The following is a 24409-nucleotide window of genomic DNA, read 5'->3' as shown; positions in this document are numbered from 1 at the left end:
CTACGTCCGGCCATGGGTCTGTTCGACCGATTACGGGGCGACGGTGACCCCCGAGTCGCGTTTATTGGGGTCGACGGCGTACCGTATAGTCTCCTCTCGGAGCACGAGGAACTGTTTCCCAACTTTGCAGCGCTCGCTGACGACGGCACGGCGGCAGAAATCTCGAGCATCGTCCCGCCGGAATCCAGCGCCTGCTGGCCGTCGCTGACGACCGGAAAAAACCCCGGCGAGACCGGCGTCTACGGCTTCCAGGACCGAGAAGTCGGCACCTACGACACCTATGTCCCGATGGGGCGTGACGTCCAGGCCGACCGCGTCTGGGACCGCGTTCAAGCGGCCGGTCGCGAGGCGACCGTCATGAACGTCCCCGTCACCTTCCCGCCACAGCGTGACGTCCAGCGGATGGTCTCGGGCTTTCTCTCGCCCGACCTCGAGAAGGCTGCCTACCCCGACGATGTCGGGAGCTACCTCGAGACACTGGACTACCGGATCGACGTCAACCCGAAACTCGGCCATCAGGACGACAAAGCCGAGTTCATCGAGGACGCCCACGCGACGGTCGACGCGCGCTTCGAGGCGTTCAAACACTACATCGAGGAAGACGACTGGGACCTCTTTTTCGGCGTCTTCATGACGACCGACCGGGTCAACCACTTCCTCTTCAAAGACTACGAACGCGACGGCGAGTACAAAGACGACTTCCTCGAGTTCTACCAGAAGGTCGACGACTACATCGGCCGGCTGCGCGAGGCACTCCCCGACGACGCCACCATGATCGTCGCCTCCGATCACGGCTTTACCAGCCTCGACTACGAGGTCCACTTCAACGAGTGGCTTCGTGAGGAGGGCTGGCTCTCCTTCCAGACCGACGAGCCCGAGGAACTGGGCGACATCTCGACCGATACGAAAGCCTACTCGTTCATCCCCGGTCGCTTCTACATCAACCTCGAGGGACGTGAACCCCGCGGCTCCGTCCCCGAGGACGAGTACGACGAGGTTCGTGATCAGCTCAAAGCCGACCTCGAGGCCCTCGAGGGCCCCGACGGCAACAAGGTCGTCGACCGCGTCGTCGAGAAGGAAGCGGCCTTCCGTGGCGACCACGACGATATCGCGCCCGACCTGGTCGCGATCCCGAACAAGGGCTTCGACCTCAAGTCCGGCTTCAAGGGCGACGCCGAGGTCTTCGATACGGGCCCGCGCAACGGAATGCACAGCTTCGACAACACGTCGCTCTATATCGACGATCCGGAGGCGACGATCGACGATGCCGACTTATTCGACATCACGCCGACGATCCTCGAGCTGATGGAGATCGACTACAGCCGCGGCGACTTCGACGGCGCAAGTCTCGTCTGAGCGACACACGGGCTCGAGACGGGCCCGATTCGATCCCGTTTTCCGACCGGCACCGAACTCCGTTGCATGGAAGAGGTTATTCAGGCTCGCGGTCACGAGCACGTCAGTGCCGACCACGCGAGCACCTTCGAGGTGACGACCGATGACTATCTCACGCCTGCGGGCGACTGCATCCTTGCGATCGAGGCCGACCGTTCCCCGGCTGATTTCGACCCCGGGTTCGTCGCGGCATGTCAGAATGCCGACGCAACGATCACGGTTACTATCGAAGCTGACGGCTACACGGAGTCGGTCTCGGGTCATGGCCATCCCGACCTCGAGCTGACCAACGAGCGAAGCGCAGTGGGGCGAACGAGCGACTACGTCGACGACCGGACGATCATGGTCGGTGCCGAGTTCGCAGCCGAAGGATTCGACCGCGACCTCGTCGACGCACTGGCTGACGGTGCCGAGGCGACGGTGACGATTCGCGTCGAGTGACCGGTCGTCAGCGTCGCTCGAGCCACCGCTTCCGTCGCGGTTTTGTCCTATCCGTCCTATCGTCCCGATATGAGCGATGATCCGGAGCCAGCTGTCAACATCAGCGGTGGCACGGCAGGTGGCGGTGTGGCCGCCGAGTTCGATCCCGCGACAGCCGACACCCGCGCAGAGGCGGTCGTTGACCGACTGGGTGAGCTGTACTGGCAGAAGACCTACGGCGGTCAAGACGCCTTTACCTGTCTCGTCCGGACGATCCTGAGCCAGAACACGAGCGACAAGGCGAGCCAGCCGGCTCATGACGCACTGCTCGAGCGATACGATGGCGACGACCTCGATCTGGCCGAATCGCTCGCTCATGCCGAGCAGTCGACGCTCGCCGAGACGATCAGCTCGGCGGGACTGTACAACCAAAAGTCAGAAACCATCATCGACACCGCCGAGTGGGTACTCGAGGAATTCGGCTCCGCCGCCGCGTTCGATACGTTCGTCAAAGACGAGGCACCGGCAGCGGTTCGCGAGACACTGCTCGAGGTTCGCGGCGTCGGCCCGAAGACTGCCGATTGTGTCCTGCTCTTTGCGGGCGGTCGCGGTGGCGTCTTCCCTGTCGACACGCATGTCCACCGGATCTACCGGCGGCTGGGAATCGCGCCGCCGGATGCCGATCACGAAACCGTTCGTGAGATCCTCGAGCGCGACGTACCCGCGGCCAAGTGCGGGTTCGGACACACAGCGACGATTCAGTTCGGCCGCGAGTACTGCACTGCGCGCAAGCCAGCCTGCCTAGATGATCCCGAGGCGTGCCCGATGGCCGATCTCTGCGATCAGGTCGGCGTCTATTCCGAGACAGGCGAGGTCGTCGATCCGGCCGACGCTCCCGAGTGACCGGGCTGGCGACTCCTCTCGCCACTGTTGGCAGCTGGTCTCGACTGCCCTCGCTCGAGTCCCCTGCCAGCGGCTAGTCACTGGATTTATACAATATTGATTGCAGTTGTGAAACAATGGTTGCATTCACGGATGCGGAACGGGAGGCAGTGTACAAGACGATTTACGCCCGGCGCGATATCCGGCGGTTTCGTGACGATCCGATTCCCGAGGAGGTGCTCGAGCGACTGCTGCAGGCTGCCCATCACGCGCCAAGCGTCGGCTTCTCGCAACCGTGGGATCTCGTCGTCGTCAGCGACGATGAGACCAAAACGGAAATCGCGTCGATCGCAGAACGCGCCATCGCGGCCGCCCGCGAGGGCTACGAGGAACCACGCCGAAGCGAGTTCGCGGAGCTGAAACTCGAGGGGATTCGCGAATCACCGATCAACATCTGTGTGACCTGCGATCCGACCCGCGGCGCGCCACACGTACTGGGTCGCAATTCGATGAAGCGCACCGACGTCTACTCGACGTGTCTTGCAGTACAGAACCTCTGGCTAGCGGCTCGCGCGGAAGGTGTCGGCGTCGGCTGGGTGAGCGTCCTCTATCCTTACGAGGTTCAGGAAGTCCTCGACATCCCGCCACACGTTAAGCCGATCGCGTATCTCTGTCTGGGGTATCCGGAAGACGGCTTCCCCGAGGAACCGGTCCTCCAGCAGGAGGGGTGGCGCGAGCGACTCGATATGGAGACGCTCGTCCACGAGGAACGCTGGGAAGGAGACGAGTCGATAGCGGCCGACGACGAAGTGGCTGCCCAATCGAACGACCGATAAGCAACTCGGTATTCGGTTCTCTCGTCACCGCACGCTGCTCTGGTTCTCCATTCGTTTCCGAGCCGCCTGCGTCTGGGCAGCCGCGATTTCGACAGGTCACGACCATCCACAGTGGCCGTCTCGAGCGCTCGCCTCGATCAAGTGGCGAGCGCTCGAGTCACGGGGGAGGGCAGGCCGACCGCGCGGCGCGCGAATCTGCGCGCCGCGCAAGTGCGGCCCTGGTGGCCTGCGGAAATCGAAGATTTCCGGGCGACCGGAGCGCCGCAGGCGCTCCGGTAGAAATGAAAAGGGCGAGTGAGGCCTGCCAAGGCCGAACGAGGGCTTTCAGAGGAAGCGGAAGGTCTCGAGGTTCTTCGGCGCGAAGGTTCGCATGTCGTAGTTGTGATAGAGTGCGCTCGAGAGGTCCTGCGTGGAGCGTTCGTCGCCGTGGACACAGAGGACTTTCTCGGGGCGTGGGTTCATCGTTTTGACGAAGTTCTCGAGGCCGGCGCGGTCGGAGTGACCGGAGAAGCCGTCGACGGTTTCGACGTCCATGTTCAGTGAGAGGGTGCCTCGGCCGCCGCCGTTGCCCATGGCACCGACTTCGCTGGTCGGAATCTCGTCCCAACCGTTCTGGATGCGCCGGCCGAGGGTTCCCTGGGCCTGATAGCCGACGAAGACGAGCGTCGAGTCCGGATCGGGGCCGATATGCGAGAGCCAGGACATGATCGGGCCGCCGGTGACCATCCCCGACGTCGAGAGGATGATACAGGAGTCGCCGTCGGCGACGTCCTGGCGTTCTTCTTCGCCGCCGTCGATGTGGTTGAACTCCTCGGCGAGGAAGGGGTTTTCGTCCTCGTGGAAGATGCGGTCGCGCAGGTCGTCACGCAGGTACTCGGGGTAGGTGGTGTGGATCGCCGTTGCCTCCCAGATCATGCCATCGAGGTGGACCGGCATCGAGGGAATGTCGCCGTTGCGCATCGCCTCCTCTAAGACGAGCATGATTTCCTGGGAGCGGCCGACCGCGAACGCCGGAATGACGACTTTGCCGCCTTTTTCGTAGGTCTCGTTGATGACTTTCTTGAGGTTCTTCTCGGAGTCTTCTTGGTCGGTCTGATAGTCGTTGCGACCGCCGTAGGTCGACTCCATCACGAGCGTCTCGACCCGCGGGAAGTCGTTGGTCGCGCCGTTGAACAGGCGCGTGTCCTCGTAGTGGATGTCGCCGGAGAAGGCGACGTTGTAGAGGCCGTCACCGATGTGGAAGTGCGAGACGGCCGAGCCGAGGATGTGGCCGGCGTTGTGGAGGGTGAGTTTGACGTCCGGTGCGATGTCGGTGACGTCGCCATACTCGAGCGGGATAGTGTGTTTGATCGCTTCGCGGACTTGTTCGCTTTCGTAGGGCGGGGTTCGGCCTTCCTTGGCCGCGACATCGAGATAGTCGAGGGTCAGCAGTCCCATCAGGTCTCGCGTGGGTTCGGTACAGTAGATCGGGCCGTCGTAGCCGTACTTGAACAGGAGCGGAATGAGCGCGGAGTGGTCGAGGTGGGCGTGGGTGAGGACGACAGCGTCGATGGTCTGGGGGCCAGCGCCGAGTGCCTCGGGGGCGTGGAGATAGGGCACTTCGCCTTCCGCGCCGGGTTTGTCACCGCAGTCGATGAGGATCCGCGTTTCGGGCGTCGAGAGAATAAACGACGCGCGACCGACCTCGCGACAGCAGCCGAGTGTGGTGATCCGGACGTACTCGTCGTCGGACATCTCTTCGCGGTGGATCTGGCGGCCGACCTTCTCTAAGATGTCCCGTCGCTCGTCGCGTTCCTGTTTGAGGAAGCTCCGGACGTTCGAGACGGTCGAGGATTCGATCGGCGGGGTACGGACGACTTCGGGCGTCCAGCCGACGTTTTTCGTGATTTCGCGGAGCGTCGAGCCGTGACGGCCGATCACCATGCCGGGCTTTTCGGCCTCGATGACGACTTCGCCGGTATCGGCGTGGAAATCGAGGTCGGTCACCCCGGCTTCGTCGGGAATAACGCCCATGATCTCCTCGCGGGCCTGCTCGGGGCGGGAGAGAACGCTTGGATCGGGCCGGACAGTGATCCGCTTGCGAAGCTTGCTCGCGAGCTGTCGAATGAGATCGCCCTGCTGGGCGAATTTTTTCGGGTCGCGAGTGTAGACCACCAGTTCGGGGCCTTCGTATTTCACCGAGGAGACCGAGATATCGCTCGGTAACTCGCTCGTGATCTGTGCTTTGAGATCGTCGAGTTGCTGCTCTACAGTGCTCATAGGTCGCCAATGTGGCTTGCGTGAACTCGCCGTCCGGGATCGGGGACGCTGCCGGGCCGGGCGGAGGCGATCGGAGACAACTGACGGAACTCGGTGTCGTGACGACCGCCGACCGGCGGCCGCCGTGTCAACATCGGTGGTGAGTGTCGTCCGGACGGGACAACGTAGCTCACACTCCGTCTCGTCTCGTGGATCATCGTATCCTACTCCATGCCTGACGAAGACGCTCCCGGATCGGTTATCCTGGTTCGTGCGGGAAGATTCCAGGGAGAACCCGCTTACTCGAGGCTATTCTTTGCGGAGTATAAAAGCCTTCGCAAAACTGGGGCTGGAGAGGCGTTTCTGTTGGTCAACAGGAGCGTTATCCCCGTTCTCTCGACGGTGTGAGTGTGGCGAATGCTACAGAGCTTTGACGGATGCGCTCCTCGTCGATACCTATACCCATGCATATCACGCCCGCTCGTGTCCGCGAGGAACGAGACTGGATCGCAGCCCGTGCCGACCGGATCGTCCCGATTATCAACGATGTCCGCGACGACCTCGGCGACATCTTCGAGACCGACGTCGACGCCGTGACGACGGCACAGTACCACGCGGCGGTCGACGACGTCTTTGCCGATGGCGATCTGGCTGTCAACGTCGCCGCGCTGGTCGCGCTTCTTAGAGGGCTCGACGTTGACGGAGACTACCCGGGATTCATCGTCGACGAAGTCCTCGGTCGCGAACTGGCCGGAACGATCGCTGGCCACCAACCGCTCCGGATGCTCGGCGAGGCGACATACCACTATGCAGACGTCCACGTCCACGGTGAAGAAGGTGAAAATGCCGGCGTCGACGACTGCGAGGCTGCACTCGCTGCCGGCTTTCAGGAACGCCTTCCCGGCTGGGACTGGACCGAGCACGAGAGCCCGTTTGCGCTCGAGCGACGAGAGCGATGAGTATACTGTCAGACAGCAGTCAGTGAGAAGTCGCTCGCGAAAACCGGCTGTTGCCGGCGGTGACGGCCGAGTCTGAGCGAGTGATCTTCAAATAGTTCTGTCCGACAGTATCTAAAGTAGTAACGCGGGATCGAAGACAGCGATCTGGCTCGAGTTAGCTGTCCGTCTCGTTCCCCGTCGAGTCGTTCGTCTCGTTGTTTGCGGTTTGTTGTTGTTCCTCGAGCATCGTCCGCTGTTGGGCTTGTTGTTGCTGTTGCTGGACGAGTGGCTCGTACTGCTCACCGGGATAGATCGCGCCGGCGGTCCCATCGCGGAGCGTATCCAAAATCGCCTCGTCGGAGCCAGCGACGAGAAAAATACCGTACGCCGTTTCGGAGCTCTCGATCGTGATGTCGCTGTCCGCAGCCGACTCCTCGAAATCGGTCGCGGCCGCTTCGACCAACTCGAGCTGTCGTTCTTGGTACTCGAGTTGTGCCTCCTGCCGGCTGATGGTCCCGTTCTCGAGCTCCGCCTGGATTTCCTCTCCTAGACTCGAAACTTCGTCTTCGTCCGGTCTGATCTGGAGTGTGACGGCGTCCGTCGTTTCGCCGGCCGATCCGCTCATCGAGTCGAGTTGGGAGCAGCCGGCAAGCGACGCGGCGAGACCGGTCCCGGCAAGTGCAAGGAGGCCACGACGGCTCGAAAGGTTCGACATTGTGAATCGAGCGCGGCAGCGGACAGACATATATCTTCTGTGTTCTTTCGACTCGGGACGGAATCTACAGGCTGAGTAGGGCGAGTGCCTCGGGGCTTGTCCCCGAGGTACTTCACCCGACAGCGGGGGGCTTTTATCCGCCCCGACACTACGGCTGTCAGTGACGGAGTCAGAGCACGGCCAGCGGACGGAAACGCTTCAGGGACCGACGCCGACGGCCGCCCGCGACGTGATCGCTCGCGGATTCGATCGCGGCGCCATCGTGACCGTCTTCGGGCGCTGTACCGTCGATTACGACGGCCGGGCGACGAGCTATCTCGAGGCGGGCGACCGCCACGTCATGTTCAAGCCCGACGGCGCGGCACTGGTCCATACCGACGAAGGCCAGCAGCCGGTCAACTGGCAGCCGCCGGGCTGTGACCACGACGTCTCCTGTGAGGACGGCGCGCTCGTTCTCGAGAGCCGTCGATCGACGCCGGACGAACGACTCACCGTCCGGTTTCAGGACCTCTTTCAGGTCTCCGCGCTGTCGGGGTCCGACGAGAACGACCTCGCGCTCGTCGGTACCGAGGAGGATCTCCGTCAGCGGATCTTGGAGGAGCCGGCCCTCCTCGAGCCCGGCTTTACGCCGCTGGCAACCGAGCGCGACACGCCGGCGGGTGCGGTCGACATCTACGGCGAGGACGACGCTGGGCGGGCTGTTGTCGTCGAACTGAAGCGTCGACGGGTCGGTCCCGACGCGGTGAGCCAGCTCCGGCGGTACGTCGACGCCCTCGAGCGGGATCTGCACGCCGAGGCGACGGTCCGCGGGATTCTGGTCGCGCCGTCGGTGACCGATCGCGCGGCGCGGCTACTCGACGATCACGGCCTCGAGTTCGTCTCGCTCGAGCCGCCGGCGGAGTAAGTGGTCTATTCGGCGCGTCAGGCCGGATACGTCCCTTCGAGGCGTGTTTGCTCGAGGACGTGGCCGTCCATCGCCGAGCGAAGCTCGTCCGCGCCGGCATCGGTGGCGAGGTCGAGCGACGCGTCCAACGCGTACAGTTCGAACCGGTAGGTGTGTTCTCTCTCTGGCGGGTTCGGGCCGCCGTAGCCGTGTTCGCCGTAGTCGTTCGTTCCCTCAGTCGCCTCGGTTGGGTGCCAGTCCTCGGGAATCGTCGTCGTTGTCGGCGGAACGTTCCAGACGACCCAGTGGTCCCAGATCTTCCCAGCGGGCGCTCTCGCGTCGGGATCGTCGACGATCAGCGCGAGCGCTTCGGCGTCGTCCGGAACGCCGCCGATCTCGAGCGGCGGGTTGACATCGTCTGCCGTGTAGCCGTACTTCTGGGGGATCCGGTCCCCGTCGTCGAACGCTGGACTTGCGAGTGTCAACTCTCCCATATCGTGTATCGCCTCCCGTGTCAGCCGTTCATCGGCGTGACAGAAGAAGGTTACAGCCGACTTGAGGGCGGGTTGACGTCGACTGGAAGGCGAGTGATCCAGGTCCTGGTCGAGCGGCCGGCTACCGGCGAACTGTGAAGACCACAATCCCCAGTACTAATAGCCCGATTCCCCACCACAACGAGTCGCCCGGAAGTGCCTTCAGTAACAGCGTGACGATGCCCGACGTGATGAGCGACCAGCCGATGGTCGTTCGATACGTCATGGAGTAACATCGTCGCTGGCACGGTTGTGTGTTGTGCCGGATGGTGCCGTCTGCGGTCTGCTCGGCGTTTCACGTCGGCGGCTTGGATCGGTGCGACCGACGGAGCGATCGGCTTACTCCTCGAGCAACTGTTTGAGCCGATCGAGTTCCGTCAGCGCCTCGACGGGCGTGAGGTGGGCGAGATCGAGCGCACGGAGTTCGGCCGCCACGTCCGTTGGGATGTCGCCACCGTCTGCCGTCGCTGGCGCAGGCGACTCGCCGTCGGCGTCGGCCATCGGGTGATCGCTCGAGTCGGTGTCGTCAGTCCCCTCGTCAGCGCTGTCGTCCGCTCCGACTTCCCCGGCTGCTGCGTCGGCGACCAGTTCCCGTGCCCGATCGACCACGTTTACGGGTACGCCGGCCGCGGTCGCGACCTCGACGCCGTACGAGCCCGTGGCCGCACCGGGCGCGATTTCGTGGTAGAAGACGACCTCGCCGTCGTCCTGGTCGACCTCGAAGTGAAGCGTGAAGGCGGCAGCGAGGTCGTCGGCGAGTTCGGTCAGCGGATGGTGGTGGGTCGCAAAGAGCGTCGTCGCGCCGACTGCGTCGTGGAGGTGTTCAGTGATCGCCCGTGCGATTGCCATGCCGTCGGCAGTCGAGGTTCCCCGTCCGACCTCGTCGAGGAGGACGAGTGAGCCTTCGTCGGCGTCCCGGAGGATCGTCGCGAGTTCGTCCATCTCGACCATGAACGTCGAGCGCCCGCCGGCGATGTCGTCGCTGGCCCCGACGCGGGTGAAGATCCGGTCGACGGGCGTGAGTTTTGCGGCTCGAGCGGGGACGAAACTCCCGATCTGGGCCAGCAGAACGATCTGGGCCACCTGGCGCATGTACGTCGACTTCCCGGACATGTTGGGGCCGGTGATCACTGCCAGCCGCCGCTCGGGCCTCAGGTGGGCATCGTTGGGGACGAACGACTCCTGGGTGCGCTCGACGACCGGGTGGCGGCCGCCCTCGATGTCGATCACGAGCCCGTCCCGTCCCTCGCGCTCGAGGAGGTCGGGCCGGCAGTAGTCGTACTGGGCGGCGACGGTCGCAAGGGAGACGAGCGCGTCCAAATTCGCCAGTGCGTCGGCAAGCGCCTGGACGCGTTCGACTTCGGCAGCGATCTCGCTACGAACCTCACAAAACAGTTCGTACTCGCGATCGTCGGCCCGTTGCTCGGCCCCAACGATCTCGTCTTCGCGGGCTTTCAGTTCCGGCGTGACGAACCGCTCGGAGTTTTTCAGGGTCTGACGGCGCTGGTAGTCGTCGGGGACGGCCTCGAGATTCGGGTTCGTCACCTCGATGTAGTAGCCGTGTACCGAGTTGTGGCCGACCTTCAGCGAGTCGATGCCAGTGCGCTCGCGTTCGCGTGCCTCTAAGTCGTCGATCCACTGTTTGCCGTCGCGGGCGGTCGCGCGCACCTCGTCGAGGTCGTCGTCGTAGCCCTCCGCGATGATCCCGCCTTCGGTGATCTCGATCGGTGGCTCGGCGACGACCGCGTCCTCGATCAATTCGCGAACGTCCGACAGCGGGTCGAGCGCCTCGTGGAGTTCCCGCAGCCGCTCGCAGTCGGCGTCCGCGAGCTGGTCACGGATCTCGGGGACGACCGCGAGCGTATCCCGCAGCGAGCGCAGATCCCGCGCATTGGCCCGCTCGCGGGAGATCCGTCCGATCAGTCGCTCGAGGTCGTAGACCTCCCGAAGCCGTTCGTGAAGCTCTTCGCGCCGTTGGACCGCCGCTTTTAGTTCTGCGACTGCGTCGTGGCGTGCCTCGATTCGTGCAGGCTCGAGCAGCGGCCGGCGGAGCCAGTCGCGCAACCGGCGGCCGCCGAGTGCGCTCGCGGTCTCGTCTATCACGCCGATCAGCGTCGCGTCGTCGCGGCCGTGGACCGTCCGGGGTTCAAATAGCTCGAGGCTACGCAAGGCGACGGCGTCGAGTAAGAGATATTCGCGAGGATCGTAGCGGGTGAGTTGCGTGATGTACTCGAGGCGCTGCTCCCCCTCGCTCTCGAAGACGGCCGCGACGCGCTCGTCGTCGGCCTCGCCGCGTTCACCTTCGTGTTCGCCGCCACGGACGTACTCGGCGTAGGAAAGCAACGCGCCGCAGGCACGGATTTCGGCGTCGGTGGCGAGCAAGGCGTCGGGATTCCGGAAATACGCCGCGAGCTTCTCGCCGGCCCGCTCGCGGTCGAATGCTCGCGCGTCGAACGGCGTCACCATACAGTCGTCGGGGACGGGGTCGGCCGGCGCGTCGGGGCCGACGACCGCCTCGGAGGGGTTGAATCGGCTTAATTCGTCGGCGATTGACTCGCGTGCGGTCGCACTTGTCGCGTAGAAGTCGCCGGTCGAGACGTCGAGGAAGGCCAGTCCAAGGCGCTCGTCGTCGCGGGCGAGCGCCGCGACGAAGTTGTTGTCGTCGCTTGCGAGCAGTTCGTCCTCGGTGAGCGTTCCGGGCGTGATTACGCGTGTGACCGCCCGCTCGACGACACCCGAGGTCTCGCCGGGCTCTTCGACCTGATCGGCGACCGCGACCCGGTAGCCGGCCTCGAGTAAGTCCTCGATGTACGACTCGGCGTTGTCGATCGGAATGCCGGCCATCGGGTACTCGCCGGTGGAGTCCTCGCGGCTGGTCAGGGCGATCTCGAGTAAACGCGCGGTGCGTTCGGCCGCGCCACAGAAGGTCTCGTAGAAGTCGCCCACCTGAAAGAGGACGATCGCGTCGTCGTAGCGCGCACAGAGATCGTGATACTGACGCATCATCGGCGTCAGCTCGTCGCGTTTCTCGGCCATCGCGTCGGGCGGGCCAAGCGCCGGATCCATACCCGGAGTCGACCGTCCGACGCGGAAATAGCTTGCTGGATCAGTGTGCCGACTTGGGTGTCGTGTCGGTCGACGACTGGTCACTGGTCCGACGCTCCTGTCTCGAAGTACAGCGCCGCGTGGGCTCCACAGCCGGGATTGAACGCCGCATCGCAAGCCGGACAGCGATAGTCGGCCTCGAGATAGTTCGGGACGGAAAGCGTGGTGTCGCAGACGCCACAGAGCACGGACGGCTCGTCGAACCGGTCACGCGGCCACGGCACCGCCTCGTGATCCGTCCGTTCCTCGTGGCAGCGAAAACAGGGATAGTAACACTCGCAGCACGCGAATTTGAACGCGACGATGTCGCGGTCGGTGCGGTAGTGAGCACACCGGGTTTCCGGGCCGACCGCGACGCCGTGGACGGGCGGGCTCGACATGGCGTGTTCGGTCGGGTCGACGGGATGGGACGTCTTCGAGGTTGCGGTCGGGCAGACCGCCGGGGACAGCGACAGCGTCGTGACTCGAGTGCCCGCGAGCGGGACTGCTTGCGTCGATCCGCTACTCGAACGCGGCGGTGTCGCCGCGCCGGTAGCGGTCGACGCGGCGGTAGCCGTGGACGGTCGCGCTGGGGTCGAGTTCGATCTCGTAGCGGCCGATGATGTCCTGGGTGTCGGGGACGGCCCGGCGTTCGACGACTTCGACGACGGCCCGCCAGCCCTCGTCGGTCGGCGAAATCTCGCTGACGCCGTCGAACTCGTGGCCGATGAGTTGGCCGGCGGTCGACTGGACGGTCTCGCGAACGGCGAGGACCCCCGCGATCTCCTCGTGTTCGACATCGACGTCTTTCTTGACCTCGTCGGGGTCGGTCACCTCGTCGGCGGTCATCGTCGTCGTGCCGCGGGAGCGGGGCTGCTCGCTCTCGTCATCGGCCTGTTCGTCGGGCTGTTCTTGCGTTTCGGCTGCTTGACTGTCGCTCACTGTTGGATCACTTTCGTCGTGCTGATAGCAGAAGCCGTCGTCCTGGGCCGGCCGTGAGCACCGCTCGCCGTCTTCGGTGCGGGCCTTACATCGCTCCTGTGAGTCGGTATCGGTGTCGGCTTCGGCCATCGGTCTGTGGTCGCTTGCTGTGCCGTTCGGAGTCGGTTAGATCGCCTCGGTGATCTGCGATCGCAGGTCATCGATAGCGCCGCCGTCCTCGCCCGCGACTTTCGGCGCGAGCACGTCGGTGAAGATGGTCGCCAACGTCTCGTCGGCGAACTCGCCGGCGTCGTCGTGCCCGTCGAAGACCGCGAGCCCCTTCGCGGCCGTGATCGCCGCACGCGTGCCGACGACGATCTCGAGGTCGTCGCGAAGCGCTCGCGTCGTCTCGACGACGGTCGCGATGTCGTCGTCCGGCAGGTCGACGTGTGCGCGGACGATCTCGCGTTCGGTCTCGGCGTCGTAGTAGTCGACGTGGACACCAACGAATCGATCGAGCAGCGCGTCCTGCTGTTCGTGGACGCCAGCGTATTCGGTGTCGTTGGACGTGAGGATCGCCCGGAACTCGGGATGGACGTCGATCGTCCGGTCCTCGCCGCGCTTGCTGGGGCGCTCTAAGACACCCTCCTCGAAGACCGAGAGCAGGACGTTGTGTGCGTCGGGATCGCTGCGCGAGAACTCGTTGTAGACGAGCGTCGCGCCCTCCCGAACGGCGACCGAGAGGGGGTTGTCGACCCAGCGTTCGCGGACGATCTCGGTCTGTTTGCTGACGCCGCCGATGAACTGGTCGTCCTCCATGTAGCGTTCGCCCCCGGCGTGGTCGCCGACGAGCGCTGCAGTGTCGACGGCGTCGTCGCCGTTGATCCAGACAACCGGGCGGCCGCGTTCGGCGGCGACCGACAGCGCGAGGGCCGTCTTCCCACAGCCAGTCGGCCCGAGCAGGTGGACCGGCTGGTCGGCCTCGAGCCAGCCCGTGATGCGCTCTTGCAGGGTTTCGACGGCGTCGGTCTCGACGAACGTCTCGGGTCGGGCCCCCTCGGGATCAGAGAGGGGACTGTCGCCGGTTCGTTCGCCGGCGTTCGATGCCTTGCGCGCGAGTTCCTTCTTCGCTCGCCGGCCTGCCTTCTGTTCGCGACTGGCCCTGATTTTCCGGCCGCGGACCTTTCGCTTGCGCGAGGCGTCGCCCACGAGTAATTACTCCGTTGTGGACTTCGGCGATGATTCGGGACGGGGCTCGACCTCGAGCTCCTCGAGTTCTTCGAGATCGCCCTCCGCCGTGGCCTGCTCAATTTTTGCGATCTCCTCCGCGTAGTGCAGGAAGGTGTCGACGGAGGCAACCACGACGCGGGCTTCGATCGTCAGCAGTTCGATCCCGACGACCGAGATGCGCGCCCAGACGTCGATGACGACGCCCTTATCCAGGACGCGGTCGAGTACCTCCGCGAGACTCGAGGAGTCGGGTCTTCGTTGTGGTTGTGCCATACTCCCTGATGTTGACCGGCCCTCCGTAACACGACTCGGACTGCGGTTGCAAGCACGCTGGCTCGAGCCCGTCTGCTTTCCGGAGAGCGCCCACCTTCGTATTGGACAGGCCTCGAGACGGTGAGGGATGCAACTGCAAGCACTACCGTAACCCACCGGAACAACGAATCGTTCATGACGATACTCGAGTGCTCGTTGCGGTGTCCGCACGGAGCACAGCTACCAAGCCTATGTCAGTTAGTTATCCGACCACCGACGGAGGCGGCGTGTTCCGATCGCATGTCTCTCCCTGTGACGTTCGACGCGGGCGACCAGACACCAGACCGAACGGAGAGTCCGTCGCGTCCGTTCAGCGAGTGATCCACCGATGACCAACCGGTACGTCTACGGTATCGTCGACGGCGACACGGTCGAGTTCGAGACCGAGGCCGTCGCCGGTGCCGAGCGCGTCTACACGATCTCTCACCGGCGACTCGGTGCCGTCGTCTCCGACATCGACACGACCGATCCCGAAGAGACCGACGAGGATGCTCAGCGCCATGACGACGTCCTCCGGGAGATAATGAACTACGACAGCGGGACAACAGTCGTTCCCATGCAGTTTGGCATGGCGTTCGAGAGCGATCGGGAACTGAAGAACGTCCTGCGCGGGGCGCGACCGGCGTTCCGACGCGCGATGACCGATATCGAGGGTCGGTTCGAACTCGGCCTCAAGCTCGTCCGCGAGGACGACGCCGACGTCGACCGTGAGGCGATCGAAGGGGACGTTGCGGACCGCCTCGAGCCAGTCGCCGCACAGTCGGTCGAAAACGACCTGTTCAGCGATCGGCTCGTCCTCAATCGCTCGTATCTCGTCGACCGCGACGAGCGAGAGGCGTTCGATGACGCTGTCGCCGATTTCGAGGACGACCGCGACGACCTCATGGTCCGATATACGGGTCCGTTCGCGCCGTACAGCTTCGTCGACGTGAAAATCGGTGCTCAGTAACCGATGTTCGTCCTCGACGATCTTCTGTTCCGGCCGTTCGTCGGTATCATCGACGCGCTCCACTCGATTGCGCTCGACGAACTCTACGACGTCGAGGCCATAGAGGACGACCTCAAGGAAAACCAGTTGCTGTACGAACTCGGCGAGCGCTCCGAGGCGGAATACCAGCGCCGCAAGGCGGAACTCGAGGCGGAACTCGAGATTGCCCGCGACGTCCACGAGCGGCTCACAAGCGGCCGCGTGGAGGTGAAACGATAATGAGCGACCAGCCACCGACCGACGACTGCGACGAATCGGACGACCACCGCACCACCGACGATCACCTCGCTGATGAGAGCGACCACTGGCTCTCGAGCCTGCTCTCGGCGCTCGAGTCGCTCGAGAGCGGCGTGATGTCGGCTTCGGGGCGACGACGGAGCGATCGGGCCGTCTTCGATTACGACATCTCGATCCGGCCAGTCGACGACCTCTCGGCCGACGACTCGCCGCTTGGACGACGTCCAGGCGGCGACAGGGATCGATCACGGATGCGACGGATTGGACCGGCGGGCCCCTCGAGCGACCACAATGTGGCGACACGGACCGACGACGACGAACTGCTGGTCACGGCGGACGTTGCTGGTGCTGATCCAGACGGTATTACGGTCGGCTTCGACGACGCGACGCTCGTCATCGCCGTCGACGGGCACGAACTCGATCGCATCGAGGTTCCTTGGCGGGAGACGAACTCTCAGGCGACGATCAAGAACGGGGTGCTTACCGTCAAGATCAGGCCGGGAACGAGGGACGAGGAGCCGGAACCGACGGAGACCGAGAGACCGAACGAAACGGAGGACGACGAATGAGCGACGCTGACGCCGCTGACGAGCCGTTCGACGCCCTCCTCGAGGAAGCGGACGCGAGCCTCGAGCGGCTCGAGGACACCCTCGGAGATGTCGACGCGCTCGACGAACTCGAGGGCGAGACCGTCGAGACGGTGATCGGTGACATCGACACCCTCGTCCGGGTCGCCGAGGAGGTCGTCGAGCTGATAAACGAGCTGGATCTCAGTGAGTTACCGGATGCGGTCGACGAGGAGGCACTTCTGGACGCGATCGATGTCGGCGAGATTCCCGACGCGATTGCGAACGACGACGACGGTGTGTCTGACGTCGTCGAATTCACGAAACTGTTCGACGCGATCGACCTGCTGAACGCCTGGAACGCAACGGATCTGGCCGATATCTGGCAGGAGAAACGCGAACTCGACGACACTGTCGACGACCTCGCAGACGGCGACGACGCCGGAATGATCGAAGACGCGGTGTCGAATCTCGCCGACGACGATGACGGGGTGTTAGTCGGTGACAACGACGAGGCTCTCATCGGGACGGACATGGACGCGGCGTCCGCGACGAAGGCAGCGCTCGGCGATATCGACATCGCCGAGGACCCGGAAGCCTATCAAGTCGCTATCCAGCAGCAGGCGATAGCCGGCATCGACGCCTTCCGGACGGCGCTCCTCGAGACGCACGAGCGATTCGAGCGACTCTACGAGTGCAACCGCGAGAAGATGCGCCGGCAGGATACGAGCACGGACTCGCGGAATCCGACGGCGTCGTCGACGATCCCGACCGACCGACGCGATCTCGGCGGCGGGGCCCGCTACTCGACGGTGCCACAGGACGTGAAGCTCTCGACGGCACCCTCACGCAAGCGAATCTACGGCCGTCGGTTCGAACTCGAGCGAGAACGCCGAAGACACACCCATGACTGACCCACCAACCCGACGATTGAACGGCTGTGAGGCGAGTCCGACCAACGTGCGGCCCCGGCTCACCGGCGGTGATCGCGATGGTCGATGACTTCCAGCCCAGCCGCCAGAAGGCCGATCTCGCGGAGGTCGTCGAGATGCTGCTCGACAAGGGGATCGTCATCAATGCCGATATTGCGGTCTCGATCGGCGACACCCAACTGCTCGGCGTCCAAGTGCGGGCCGCAATCGCCTCCTTCGAGACCGCGGCGAAGTACGGCCTCGAGTTCCCCGACGGAACGGACATGCGCCGCGTCGCCGAGGCGGCCGGTGATCCCGAACTCGCCGAGATGGACCGGCCGAATCCGGTGATCGACCCGACTCGAAGCGTCAACGTCACTGCCACAGAACAGTCGGATGAGACCCCGAGCGAGGCGGAAACGGAATCGGCCACCACGGAATCCGAGGCGGACGAGGCTGCCCCGGAGGCTGAATCGGAAGGTGAGGACACATGACGGCGATCGACGTCGGCGACGGTGAGGACGCCCGAGACGGACTGATGACGCTGGTCGTTACCGTCGTCGAGATTCTGATCGACGCACTCGAGCGCGAGGCGGTCCGCCGCATGGAGTCGGGAACCCTCTCGGACGCTGAGATCGAACGGCTCGGCTCCCAACTCGCGACGATCGAGGCCGAGATCGACCAACTCAAAGCCGACGAGGGGATCGAAGACGGCGTCGACGACCTTCGGGGCGATCTGGACGGGCTGGTCTCTGACGCGATCGAACAGCTGCACGGCGAGCCGACGGCCGTCCAGCAACCCGGCTACTCCGTGTTCGGAGGTGAGAACGAGTGAGCCGCGATCGCACTGATGAGCCCGGCTCCGACGAGCACCTCGAGGCACTCGACGAGCAGCTGACCGACGAGCATACCGAGCTGCCGGCTCTCGAGACGGGGCGGTACCTGTACTGTCTCGTCCAGACCGACGCAGACGCTGCCCTCGAGACGACCGGTGTCGACGGCGACCCCGTCTCGCTCATTGTCGAGGATGGTATCGGAGCCGTCGTCCACGCCTGTGACGACATCTACGACTCGGCGAACCTCGCCCAGGTCCGGCGGTGGCTGGTTCGCCACCAGACAGTCGTCGACGAGGCGGGACAGGTCTTCGGAACGCCGATCCCGTTCCAGTTCGACACGATTCTTCGAGGTGGCGACGCCGCCGTCCGCGAGTGGCTCCGCGAGGAGTCCGCGACCCTCGAGCGCGCCCTCGCCGAGCTGGCCGACCACTGGGAATACCGCGTCGAGGTCGTCGAAGTGGATCCGATCGATGACGAGACGCTGGTCGAACGCGACGAGCGACTCCAGGATCTCGACGAACGGATCGGCGACTCCGAGGAGGGGACGGCCTTCCTGCTCGAGAAGCAGTTCGACCAGCGGCTGGCGGACCTGCGGGCCGCTCGACGGGAGTCGCTGACTGCCGACCTCGAGGAGGAATTGGCTGCCGAGGCGCGGGAAGTCCACGCCCTCGAGCGCTCGCCGAGCGCGTCACTGGCTGACGATGTCGTCGGCGACGATTCGGACTCGAATGGCGGAGAACCCCTCTGTCGGCTCACGCTGTTGGCCCACGAAGACGACGAGGGCGCGATCGGTTCGATCCTCGACGACGTGGCCGCAAACGACGGTCTCGAGGTCAGGTTCACGGGGCCATGGCCGCCGTACACGTTCGCGCCGGAACTGGGCGGTGACGATGACGGAGCCACAGCCGCCACTGACCGCCCGAACTCACAGCCATGAGGCCGCGAAAGGACGACGAGGCGTTCGTCGACGTGCTTGATGTGCTCCTCAGAGACGGTGCGATCCTCCGTGCCGACGTGATCGTCTCGGTCGCAGAGGTCCCACTGGTCGGGATCAAACTCACGGCGGCGATCGCCGGCATGGAGACGATGACCGACTACGGCCTCTTCGAGGAGTGGGATGCCAGTCGCCGGAACGCGGCCGTCAGCCGCCGCCAGGACGCCCGATCCAAACCTGATCGGGACCGTCCCACGTTTGACGAACTCGATGTCGGTCGCTCGTACACGGGTGCCGACGATAGGGCTGACGCGACGAAGTAACCACAACTCGAGAAGGCAGACGAGAGCCGAACGGGCGAGAGACGAGGGACGTCGCTGCACTGATGGCCCGCCGACCCCTCCCCATGGACTCTTCCTGTGCCCCCGGACGGGGGCCACCAGTCAGGCGTACTTCGGCCGTTCCGTCGTGTGCTCGACGTCGCCGGTGATGCTCTCCTCGTCGCTGTCCTCGTCGTAGACGTACTGACCGGTCGCACCACAGAGGGTACACTCGTAGGTCTCAGAGATTTCGTTGATCATCTCGCCGTCCTCGAAGTAGACCCGGCTCTGGGTGATCTGCAGAAACTGGGCGGTCTCGCAGTTAGTGCAGGTGATCATATCCGTTCGATGGCCACTACTGGTTGTAGTTATCCGGCTTGTAACCGAACGGGACACGAGACTATAGGGATCTTACCCGGGTCGCAGTTGTCGACGCGGATTCGGACAGTCCCCTCCGGCATTGGGGGTCGCTCGAGCCGGATCAAACGCGAGTAATACCAGCATAATCGCAAGCCAGAAGCGGGTTTCGTGTCGACGATTCGCGAACGGATTACGCTCTCGAAAAACTGTCTTTCGAGACGAAACGAGAGCGTTACACTCCCGATGAGTCATACGGTCTGCTGTCCCGATGTCCCGGTGGGGATCCAGGGCGGATCGCGGTCCCACCGGTACTGACGTCCAGTAGTCCGTAGCAGGATTTCGGGACGAACCATCATCGACAAGGGCTGGTCGATCGCCACTCCTGTAGCTGAAATCAACAGTTGCAATCCTCGAGCAACCGTCACCGTTCGACGGGACGCCGATCGCCGGTTCTCGCCGCCTCGTACGCCGCTTCGGTCAGCGCCGTCACCCGAACGCGTCCCGGACCGTCGCCGGCGGCTCGACTCCCTCCCTGCTGCTCTCGAGGAACGCTGTTCGTTCGAGATCGTCTTGTGACTACGTGGGTGACTCGAGTTGTTCGGGTCGAGTCCACCGTCGGGCAGTAGCACGACGCTATACGCCGTTATACGCTGCCTGCGTGTAGTTTGGGGTCGCTACGCCGTACCAAGCGGCTGCATAACTATTGGTGAATCACCCATCGACAGACGTGCGGGGTTGCAAACCCCCGCCGGGTACACGCTCGGCTTACCGACGCGCTGACAGCCGATTGCGTGCGTTCGTGCCCGGATCGCTCGGACGTGGACTCGCCCCCGCTTCGAGTACGCTCATGTCTCTCACGCCCAGGGCGGCTCCCCCCGCTCCGCCCGGGGTTCCCCGATACACGAATCGGAAAGTGCCAACTCACAACCGAACGGGCGACAGGTTGGGGCAAAGACGACGGTGGCTGTGTCCTGTGCTACCTGATATTCTAGATTCGACACTGCTGTCCGGTACTTACGATCGGCTCCCGTCCTCGAGACGTGTCGGCCAGTCCCCACTCTGAAATAGATAATAGCTGATGTATATACTAAACTACCAGACAGTAAAGATGTTCTATCGTCGAAATCATGCGGGACTGGTACTTAGCCTCCTTCACGCCGAAATCATCACAGATGCAACTGTCTAGTTTCGCGTAAATCAACGAATGAACGCTTGAAAGCCACTTCAGAACCGGAACGTATCACGCTGCTAGACGAGTTACGATTGCTATATAGGCATGACGTAATACGCTGGGAGTAGAAAAGAGTGCTTCCAGTGAAAACAGCGATTGAGCCGTCTTTGGACCGCTTAAACCTCGGTTTCCGTACTGCTGGACTCGGAAGCGTAGTCACGATGCTCCGAACACTATGGCGTTCCTTCTTCTCAGCATTTCGTTTATTATTGAAATCAAATAGCTATCGTGTCTCGCGTCGCAGCGGACGCCCACATCGCGGTTCGGCTCCGTCGTTTCCATCACCACAACTGTCGGGTTCCTGCTGGTGTGCTGTTCGGATATCCCCGCTAGAATTACATTCCTATCCGTGTAATTGACCGCTGCCTTCCGAATCGACGACACGACTCTGGAACGAGATGTCGGGCGACACCGACGATGGGGTCGTCGACGGTGGCTGGTCGCGTCGACGAGCGAGTGGCTTTTGACCTGCCAGAGCGCGATCGTCGGTCAGGAACTGTCGCTCTGGGCGTCGACCGTCGCGACAGCCGCGAGGTTTACGATGTCTTTGACCTCGTCACCACGCTGGAGCACGTGAACCGGCTTGTCCATGCCAACGAGCATCGGGCCGGTCGCGTCGGCCCCACCCAGCCGCTGGAGCAGCTTGTAGCCGATGTTCCCTGCCTCGAGGTTCGGGAAGACCAGTACGTTCGCGGGCTGCTCCAACTCGGAGAACTCGTAGGTTCCGGTCAGCATCTCCTCGAGGACGGCGGTGTCGGCCTGCATCTCACCGTCAACGGGAAACTCGATCGACGGGTCCTCGCGCAGCCGGCGGGCCGCCTCGCGGGGTTTACGGGTTCCCTCGTTGTCGACGCTGCCGAAATCCGAATACGAGAGCAACGCTGCGCGTGGCTCGATATCGAACCGCCGAGCCAACTCGGCCGTATGGCGGGTGACTTCCTCGAGGACGTCTTCGTCGGGGGCCTGATTGACCGTCGCGTCGGCGACGAAGACCACACGGTTCGTGAACGTCAGCATGTAGACGCCGGCCGCGTAGTCGGCGTCGGCGGCCGTGCCGATCACCTGCAGCGGCGGGCGCAGCGCCGATGGGTAGTGGTTCGTCAGCCCTGTCAACATCGCGTCGACGTCGCCGCGGTCGACCATGACGCTCCCGAAGTAGTTGGTATCGTCGCGGATCAGCGACGTGGCCTCGTGGCGGGTGATGCCGTTTCGCTTCCGGCGCTCGTAGAGGTGGTCGGCGTAGGCCTCGTAGTCGCCGCTTGCGGGGTCGACGACGCTGGGCTCGAACTCGAGACCGAGGTCTGCGACCGTCTCGCGGATTTTGCGCTCGTCACCGATCAGAACCGGGGTTGCGATTCCGCGGTCGACCATCTGTGAGGCTGCACGGATGATCGTCTCGTCGGTTCCCTCCGCCAGCGCGATCCGTTTCGGATCGGATTTGGCCTTGTTGAGGACGACGCGCATCATCTCGCGGGATTTCCCGAGTCGGGCCTCGAGTCGCTCGACGTACCGGTCGATATCGAGATCGACGCGGGCCGCGTCTGACTCGATCGCCGCGCGGGCGACCGCAGGAGCGACTTCAAAGAGGACACGCGCGTCGAGTGGCTTCGGAATGATGTAGTCGGGGCCGAACTGCAGCGGTTCGTCGCCGTAGGCTTTGACGACCGCGTCGGGTACGTCCTGTTTCGCGAGGTCGGCCAGCGCCCTCGCCGCTGCGACCTTCATCGCCTCGTTGATTTCGGTCGCGCGGACGTCGAGCGCACCGCGGAAGATGAAGGGGAAGCCCAGCACGTTGTTGACCTGATTGGGGTAGTCAGAGCGCCCGGTGGCCATGATGATGGTGTCGTCGCGGGCCGCTTTGGCTGCCTCGTAGCCGATTTCCGGGTCGGGATTGGCCATCGCGAAGATGATCGGGTCGTCGGCCATCGATCGGACCATTTCCTGACTGACGATGCCGCCAGCCGAGAGGCCGACGAACGCGTCCGCGTCGACCATCGCGTCCGCGAGATCGCCGTCAGGCCGGTCCTGTGCGAACGCTCGGTTGTACGGGTTGAGATCGCCGGCTTCGGCCCGCTCGGTCGTCAAGATTCCATCGATGTCGCACATCGTGATGTTCTCCTGTTTGACACCCAGCGAGACGTAGAACCGCGCCGTCGCGACTGCAGCCGCGCCCGCACCCGCGAACGTTACCTCGAGGTCGGCGAGGTCTTTCCCCGAGATCTCGACGGCGTTGAGCAGCGCAGCTCCGCTAATGATGGCGGTGCCGTGTTGGTCGTCGTGGAAGACGGGGATGGAAAGGCGCTCGCGGAGTCGTTCCTCGATGGCGAAACACTCGGGCGCTGCGATATCCTCGAGATTGATCCCGCCGAAGGTCGGTTCCATCGCGGCGACAGACTCGACGAACGCGTCGGTGTCGTCGTGGGCGAGTTCGATGTCGAAGACGTCGATGTCCGCGAAGCGCTTGAATAGGACACCCTTGCCCTCCATGACGGGTTTCGACGCCTGTGCGCCGATGTCGCCGAGCCCGAGGACGGCCGAGCCGTTCGAGATGACACCGACGAGGTTCCCTTTCGTCGTGTACTGGTAGGCGGCGGTCTCGTCGTCGTCGATCTCGAGACACGGAGCAGCGACGCCCGGCGAGTACGCAAGCGAGAGATCACGCTGCGTGTTCGTCGGCTTCGTCGTCGCGATTTCGATCTTGCCCGGTGGGTCGCCCCGATGGTACTCGAGCGCGTCTTCGTCCATTGGTCTGTCCGTGTGTCTCCGCTGCACCAGCAAAAGTGTACGGTTGTAGTCGAATATCCTGTTGATCGAAAACATACGCCGGCAAACCCGACGGATCACGTCTGACGGTATCCTGGCCGAAAATACACCCATCGTGTGTGTCACAACGTGATCGGCTCGGCAGCCACCCGTCGCTCGTTCGGCATCTCGATTCGAGACGCCGGCAATCGATATTCTAACCACAACATTTGTACGACAGGCATCACTGGCATTCGGTATGACTGACGGCTCGAGTCGCCGCCAAACCAAAGTCGAGCGCGTGATAGACGAGTACGACCTCGAGTCGTGGGGTGACCGTCTCGAGGCGAAATGGGTCGGCGACGGGACGGAGCGAACGAGTCTTCGCGATCTTGCAGCCGAGTTCAACAGGGCGGTCCTTCGGGCAGCCGTCCGCGATGCTGGCGGCTCGATGGTCGAGTCCGATATCGAAACCCTCTACCGGACGCTGACTGACGACGACGTCTCCCGCTCCGAGACGGTCAGAAAGCGCCGTGAACTGGAACGAACGGGCGTCGATATCGATGCGGTCAGGTCGGACTTCGTCACGCATCAAACGATCTATACGTACCTGACGAACGTCCGCGATGCATCGCTTCCCGAAGCGGACACCGACGACCGACTCGAGCGAAAGACCGAGACCGTCCAGCGACTCGCCGGTCGAACGCAAGTCGTCACCGAATCCACGCTCGAGGAGTTAGGCAATGCAGGCGAGATCGCGGATCGAGACTACGAGGTGTTCGTCGACGTCCGGACGATCTGTGGCAACTGTGGGGCTGATTACCCGATCGCGACACTGCTCGATCAGGGTGGCTGTGACTGTGAGCTCGCCGACAGTTCGTAGCGTGAGGCGGCCGG

At 63.8% G+C, this 24409-nt stretch carries 24 protein-coding genes and 2 pseudogenes; 15 read left to right on the top strand and 11 right to left on the bottom strand.

Annotated features, from left to right (window positions below):
* The first annotated feature begins 12 nt into the window (after positions 1 to 12).
* From C476_RS10975 to bluB, 4 genes are all read left to right on the top strand, one after another.
* Positions 13 to 1356, top strand: coding sequence for an alkaline phosphatase family protein (locus C476_RS10975; protein ID WP_008012824.1), 1344 nt, complete (start codon positions 13 to 15; stop codon positions 1354 to 1356).
* A gap of 66 nt (positions 1357 to 1422) precedes the next feature.
* The gene (locus tag C476_RS10970) at positions 1423 to 1836 is read left to right on the top strand and encodes a DUF371 domain-containing protein (RefSeq protein WP_008012822.1); all 414 of its coding nucleotides are present in this window, start codon (positions 1423 to 1425) and stop codon (positions 1834 to 1836) included.
* A 69-nt stretch (positions 1837 to 1905) separates the two neighbouring features.
* Positions 1906 to 2718, top strand: a complete 813-nt coding sequence (locus C476_RS10965) for an endonuclease III domain-containing protein (protein WP_008012819.1) — start codon at positions 1906 to 1908, stop codon at positions 2716 to 2718.
* 116 nt (positions 2719 to 2834) lie between these two features.
* Positions 2835 to 3533, top strand: coding sequence for a 5,6-dimethylbenzimidazole synthase (bluB, locus tag C476_RS10960; RefSeq protein ID WP_008012818.1), 699 nt, complete (start codon positions 2835 to 2837; stop codon positions 3531 to 3533).
* A gap of 324 nt (positions 3534 to 3857) precedes the next feature.
* Here the strand turns inward: bluB and C476_RS10955 are convergent, their stop codons facing one another.
* Positions 3858 to 5792 (bottom strand): beta-CASP ribonuclease aCPSF1, encoded by a 1935-nt coding sequence (locus C476_RS10955; protein ID WP_008012815.1) that lies wholly within the window; start codon positions 5790 to 5792, stop codon positions 3858 to 3860.
* A gap of 443 nt (positions 5793 to 6235) precedes the next feature.
* Between C476_RS10955 and C476_RS10950 the strand changes: the two genes are divergently transcribed.
* Positions 6236 to 6730, top strand: coding sequence for a hypothetical protein (locus C476_RS10950; protein ID WP_008012813.1), 495 nt, complete (start codon positions 6236 to 6238; stop codon positions 6728 to 6730).
* 154 nt (positions 6731 to 6884) lie between these two features.
* Here C476_RS10950 and C476_RS10945 read toward each other — a convergent pair whose 3' ends face one another.
* Entirely contained in the window at positions 6885 to 7424 is a 540-nt protein-coding gene (locus tag C476_RS10945; protein ID WP_008012811.1) for a hypothetical protein, read from the bottom strand.
* A 160-nt stretch (positions 7425 to 7584) separates the two neighbouring features.
* Between C476_RS10945 and nucS the strand changes: the two genes are divergently transcribed.
* Positions 7585 to 8328, top strand: a complete 744-nt coding sequence (gene nucS, locus C476_RS10940) for an endonuclease NucS (protein WP_008012808.1) — start codon at positions 7585 to 7587, stop codon at positions 8326 to 8328.
* Positions 8329 to 8345: 17 nt separating this feature from the next.
* Here the strand turns inward: nucS and C476_RS10935 are convergent, their stop codons facing one another.
* From C476_RS10935 to gvpA, 6 genes are all read right to left on the bottom strand, one after another.
* A complete protein-coding gene (locus C476_RS10935) occupies positions 8346 to 8801 on the bottom strand; it encodes a YbhB/YbcL family Raf kinase inhibitor-like protein (protein WP_008012807.1) in 456 nt (151 codons plus the stop codon).
* 378 nt (positions 8802 to 9179) lie between these two features.
* A complete protein-coding gene (gene mutS, locus C476_RS10930) occupies positions 9180 to 11906 on the bottom strand; it encodes a DNA mismatch repair protein MutS (RefSeq protein WP_008012803.1) in 2727 nt (908 codons plus the stop codon).
* Positions 11907 to 11986: 80 nt separating this feature from the next.
* The gene (locus C476_RS10925; protein WP_008012800.1) at positions 11987 to 12325 is read right to left on the bottom strand and encodes a CHY zinc finger protein; all 339 of its coding nucleotides are present in this window, start codon (positions 12323 to 12325) and stop codon (positions 11987 to 11989) included.
* Positions 12326 to 12446: 121 nt separating this feature from the next.
* Positions 12447 to 12995, bottom strand: a complete 549-nt coding sequence (gene gvpO / locus C476_RS19385) for a gas vesicle protein GvpO, halophile-type (protein ID WP_008012798.1) — start codon at positions 12993 to 12995, stop codon at positions 12447 to 12449.
* A 36-nt stretch (positions 12996 to 13031) separates the two neighbouring features.
* Positions 13032 to 14054: a gas vesicle protein GvpN gene (gvpN, locus tag C476_RS10915; protein WP_008012796.1), complete on the bottom strand. Its 1023-nt coding sequence runs from the start codon at positions 14052 to 14054 to the stop codon at positions 13032 to 13034.
* A gap of 6 nt (positions 14055 to 14060) precedes the next feature.
* Positions 14061 to 14348, bottom strand: a complete 288-nt coding sequence (gvpA, locus tag C476_RS10910; RefSeq protein WP_008012794.1) for a gas vesicle protein GvpA — start codon at positions 14346 to 14348, stop codon at positions 14061 to 14063.
* 367 nt (positions 14349 to 14715) lie between these two features.
* On the opposite strand from gvpA, the gene C476_RS10905 reads away from it, so the two are divergent.
* From C476_RS10905 to gvpM, 8 genes and pseudogenes are all read left to right on the top strand, one after another.
* Positions 14716 to 15336, top strand: a complete 621-nt coding sequence (locus tag C476_RS10905) for a GvpL/GvpF family gas vesicle protein (RefSeq protein ID WP_008012791.1) — start codon at positions 14716 to 14718, stop codon at positions 15334 to 15336.
* A gap of 3 nt (positions 15337 to 15339) precedes the next feature.
* The gene (gene gvpF / locus C476_RS10900; protein ID WP_008012790.1) at positions 15340 to 15594 is read left to right on the top strand and encodes a gas vesicle protein GvpF; all 255 of its coding nucleotides are present in this window, start codon (positions 15340 to 15342) and stop codon (positions 15592 to 15594) included.
* Positions 15594 to 16181, top strand: a complete 588-nt coding sequence (locus C476_RS10895) for an Hsp20/alpha crystallin family protein (RefSeq protein WP_008012788.1) — start codon at positions 15594 to 15596, stop codon at positions 16179 to 16181. Before gvpF ends, C476_RS10895 begins: the two co-directional genes overlap by 1 nt.
* Complete coding sequence (locus C476_RS10890; RefSeq protein WP_008012786.1) at positions 16178 to 17092, top strand: hypothetical protein; 915 nt, start codon at positions 16178 to 16180, stop codon at positions 17090 to 17092. The genes C476_RS10895 and C476_RS10890 overlap by 4 nt, the downstream gene beginning before the upstream one ends.
* Positions 17093 to 17160: 68 nt before the next feature.
* Positions 17161 to 17479, top strand: a pseudogene (gvpJ, locus tag C476_RS10885) (gas vesicle protein GvpJ); the annotation flags it as partial.
* 100 nt (positions 17480 to 17579) lie between these two features.
* Entirely contained in the window at positions 17580 to 17924 is a 345-nt protein-coding gene (locus C476_RS10880) for a gas vesicle protein K (RefSeq protein ID WP_008012782.1), read from the top strand.
* Positions 17921 to 18862, top strand: a complete 942-nt coding sequence (gvpL, locus tag C476_RS10875) for a gas vesicle protein GvpL (RefSeq protein WP_008012780.1) — start codon at positions 17921 to 17923, stop codon at positions 18860 to 18862. The genes C476_RS10880 and gvpL overlap by 4 nt, the downstream gene beginning before the upstream one ends.
* A complete protein-coding gene (gene gvpM / locus C476_RS10870; protein WP_008012779.1) occupies positions 18859 to 19182 on the top strand; it encodes a gas vesicle protein GvpM in 324 nt (107 codons plus the stop codon). Before gvpL ends, gvpM begins: the two co-directional genes overlap by 4 nt.
* A 120-nt stretch (positions 19183 to 19302) precedes the next feature.
* On the opposite strand, the gene C476_RS10865 is transcribed toward gvpM, so the two are convergent.
* The 3 genes and pseudogenes from C476_RS10865 to C476_RS10860 form a co-directional block, all read right to left on the bottom strand.
* Positions 19303 to 19518 carry a hypothetical protein gene (locus C476_RS10865; RefSeq protein WP_008012777.1) on the bottom strand — a complete coding sequence of 72 codons (216 nt, stop codon included), beginning with the start codon at positions 19516 to 19518 and terminating at the stop codon, positions 19303 to 19305.
* Between the two features lie 442 nt (positions 19519 to 19960).
* Positions 19961 to 20091, bottom strand: a pseudogene (locus tag C476_RS19380) (Gfo/Idh/MocA family protein); the annotation flags it as partial.
* Positions 20092 to 21259: 1168 nt separating this feature from the next.
* On the bottom strand, positions 21260 to 23515 hold the full coding sequence (locus C476_RS10860) for an NADP-dependent malic enzyme (RefSeq protein ID WP_008012775.1): 2256 nt from the start codon (positions 23513 to 23515) through the stop codon (positions 21260 to 21262).
* A 256-nt stretch (positions 23516 to 23771) separates the two neighbouring features.
* Between C476_RS10860 and rdfA the strand changes: the two genes are divergently transcribed.
* Complete coding sequence (rdfA, locus tag C476_RS10855) at positions 23772 to 24395, top strand: rod-determining factor RdfA (protein ID WP_008012773.1); 624 nt, start codon at positions 23772 to 23774, stop codon at positions 24393 to 24395.
* Positions 24396 to 24409 lie beyond the last annotated feature (14 nt).

Origin of the sequence: Natrinema limicola JCM 13563 (assembly GCF_000337475.1) — an archaeon.
Lineage (GTDB): Archaea > Halobacteriota > Halobacteria > Halobacteriales > Natrialbaceae > Natrinema > Natrinema limicola.
The sequence above is the reverse complement of the archived record's forward strand: the minus strand, read 5'-3'. Positions and strand labels throughout refer to the sequence as shown.

Excerpts from the sequence above, each read along its gene's own strand:
- gvpF (WP_008012790.1), top strand. The coding sequence starts at position 15,340 with ATGTTCGTCCTCGACGATCTTCTGTTCCGGCCGTTCGTCGGTATCATC.
- C476_RS10895 (WP_008012788.1), top strand. The coding sequence starts at position 15,594 with ATGAGCGACCAGCCACCGACCGACGACTGCGACGAATCGGACGACCAC.
- C476_RS10860 (WP_008012775.1), bottom strand. The coding sequence starts at position 23,515 with ATGGACGAAGACGCGCTCGAGTACCATCGGGGCGACCCACCGGGCAAG.
- bluB (WP_008012818.1), top strand. The coding sequence starts at position 2,835 with ATGGTTGCATTCACGGATGCGGAACGGGAGGCAGTGTACAAGACGATT.
- C476_RS10935 (WP_008012807.1), bottom strand. The coding sequence starts at position 8,801 with ATGGGAGAGTTGACACTCGCAAGTCCAGCGTTCGACGACGGGGACCGG.
- gvpM (WP_008012779.1), top strand. The coding sequence starts at position 18,859 with ATGAGGCCGCGAAAGGACGACGAGGCGTTCGTCGACGTGCTTGATGTG.
- C476_RS10890 (WP_008012786.1), top strand. The coding sequence starts at position 16,178 with ATGAGCGACGCTGACGCCGCTGACGAGCCGTTCGACGCCCTCCTCGAG.
- C476_RS10880 (WP_008012782.1), top strand. The coding sequence starts at position 17,580 with ATGACGGCGATCGACGTCGGCGACGGTGAGGACGCCCGAGACGGACTG.
- C476_RS10965 (WP_008012819.1), top strand. The coding sequence starts at position 1,906 with ATGAGCGATGATCCGGAGCCAGCTGTCAACATCAGCGGTGGCACGGCA.
- C476_RS10955 (WP_008012815.1), bottom strand. The coding sequence starts at position 5,792 with ATGAGCACTGTAGAGCAGCAACTCGACGATCTCAAAGCACAGATCACG.
- gvpO (WP_008012798.1), bottom strand. The coding sequence starts at position 12,995 with ATGGCCGAAGCCGACACCGATACCGACTCACAGGAGCGATGTAAGGCC.
- gvpA (WP_008012794.1), bottom strand. The coding sequence starts at position 14,348 with ATGGCACAACCACAACGAAGACCCGACTCCTCGAGTCTCGCGGAGGTA.
- C476_RS10905 (WP_008012791.1), top strand. The coding sequence starts at position 14,716 with ATGACCAACCGGTACGTCTACGGTATCGTCGACGGCGACACGGTCGAG.
- mutS (WP_008012803.1), bottom strand. The coding sequence starts at position 11,906 with ATGGATCCGGCGCTTGGCCCGCCCGACGCGATGGCCGAGAAACGCGAC.
- C476_RS10865 (WP_008012777.1), bottom strand. The coding sequence starts at position 19,518 with ATGATCACCTGCACTAACTGCGAGACCGCCCAGTTTCTGCAGATCACC.
- C476_RS10970 (WP_008012822.1), top strand. The coding sequence starts at position 1,423 with ATGGAAGAGGTTATTCAGGCTCGCGGTCACGAGCACGTCAGTGCCGAC.
- C476_RS10950 (WP_008012813.1), top strand. The coding sequence starts at position 6,236 with ATGCATATCACGCCCGCTCGTGTCCGCGAGGAACGAGACTGGATCGCA.
- C476_RS10925 (WP_008012800.1), bottom strand. The coding sequence starts at position 12,325 with ATGTCGAGCCCGCCCGTCCACGGCGTCGCGGTCGGCCCGGAAACCCGG.
- rdfA (WP_008012773.1), top strand. The coding sequence starts at position 23,772 with ATGACTGACGGCTCGAGTCGCCGCCAAACCAAAGTCGAGCGCGTGATA.
- C476_RS10945 (WP_008012811.1), bottom strand. The coding sequence starts at position 7,424 with ATGTCGAACCTTTCGAGCCGTCGTGGCCTCCTTGCACTTGCCGGGACC.
- C476_RS10975 (WP_008012824.1), top strand. The coding sequence starts at position 13 with ATGGGTCTGTTCGACCGATTACGGGGCGACGGTGACCCCCGAGTCGCG.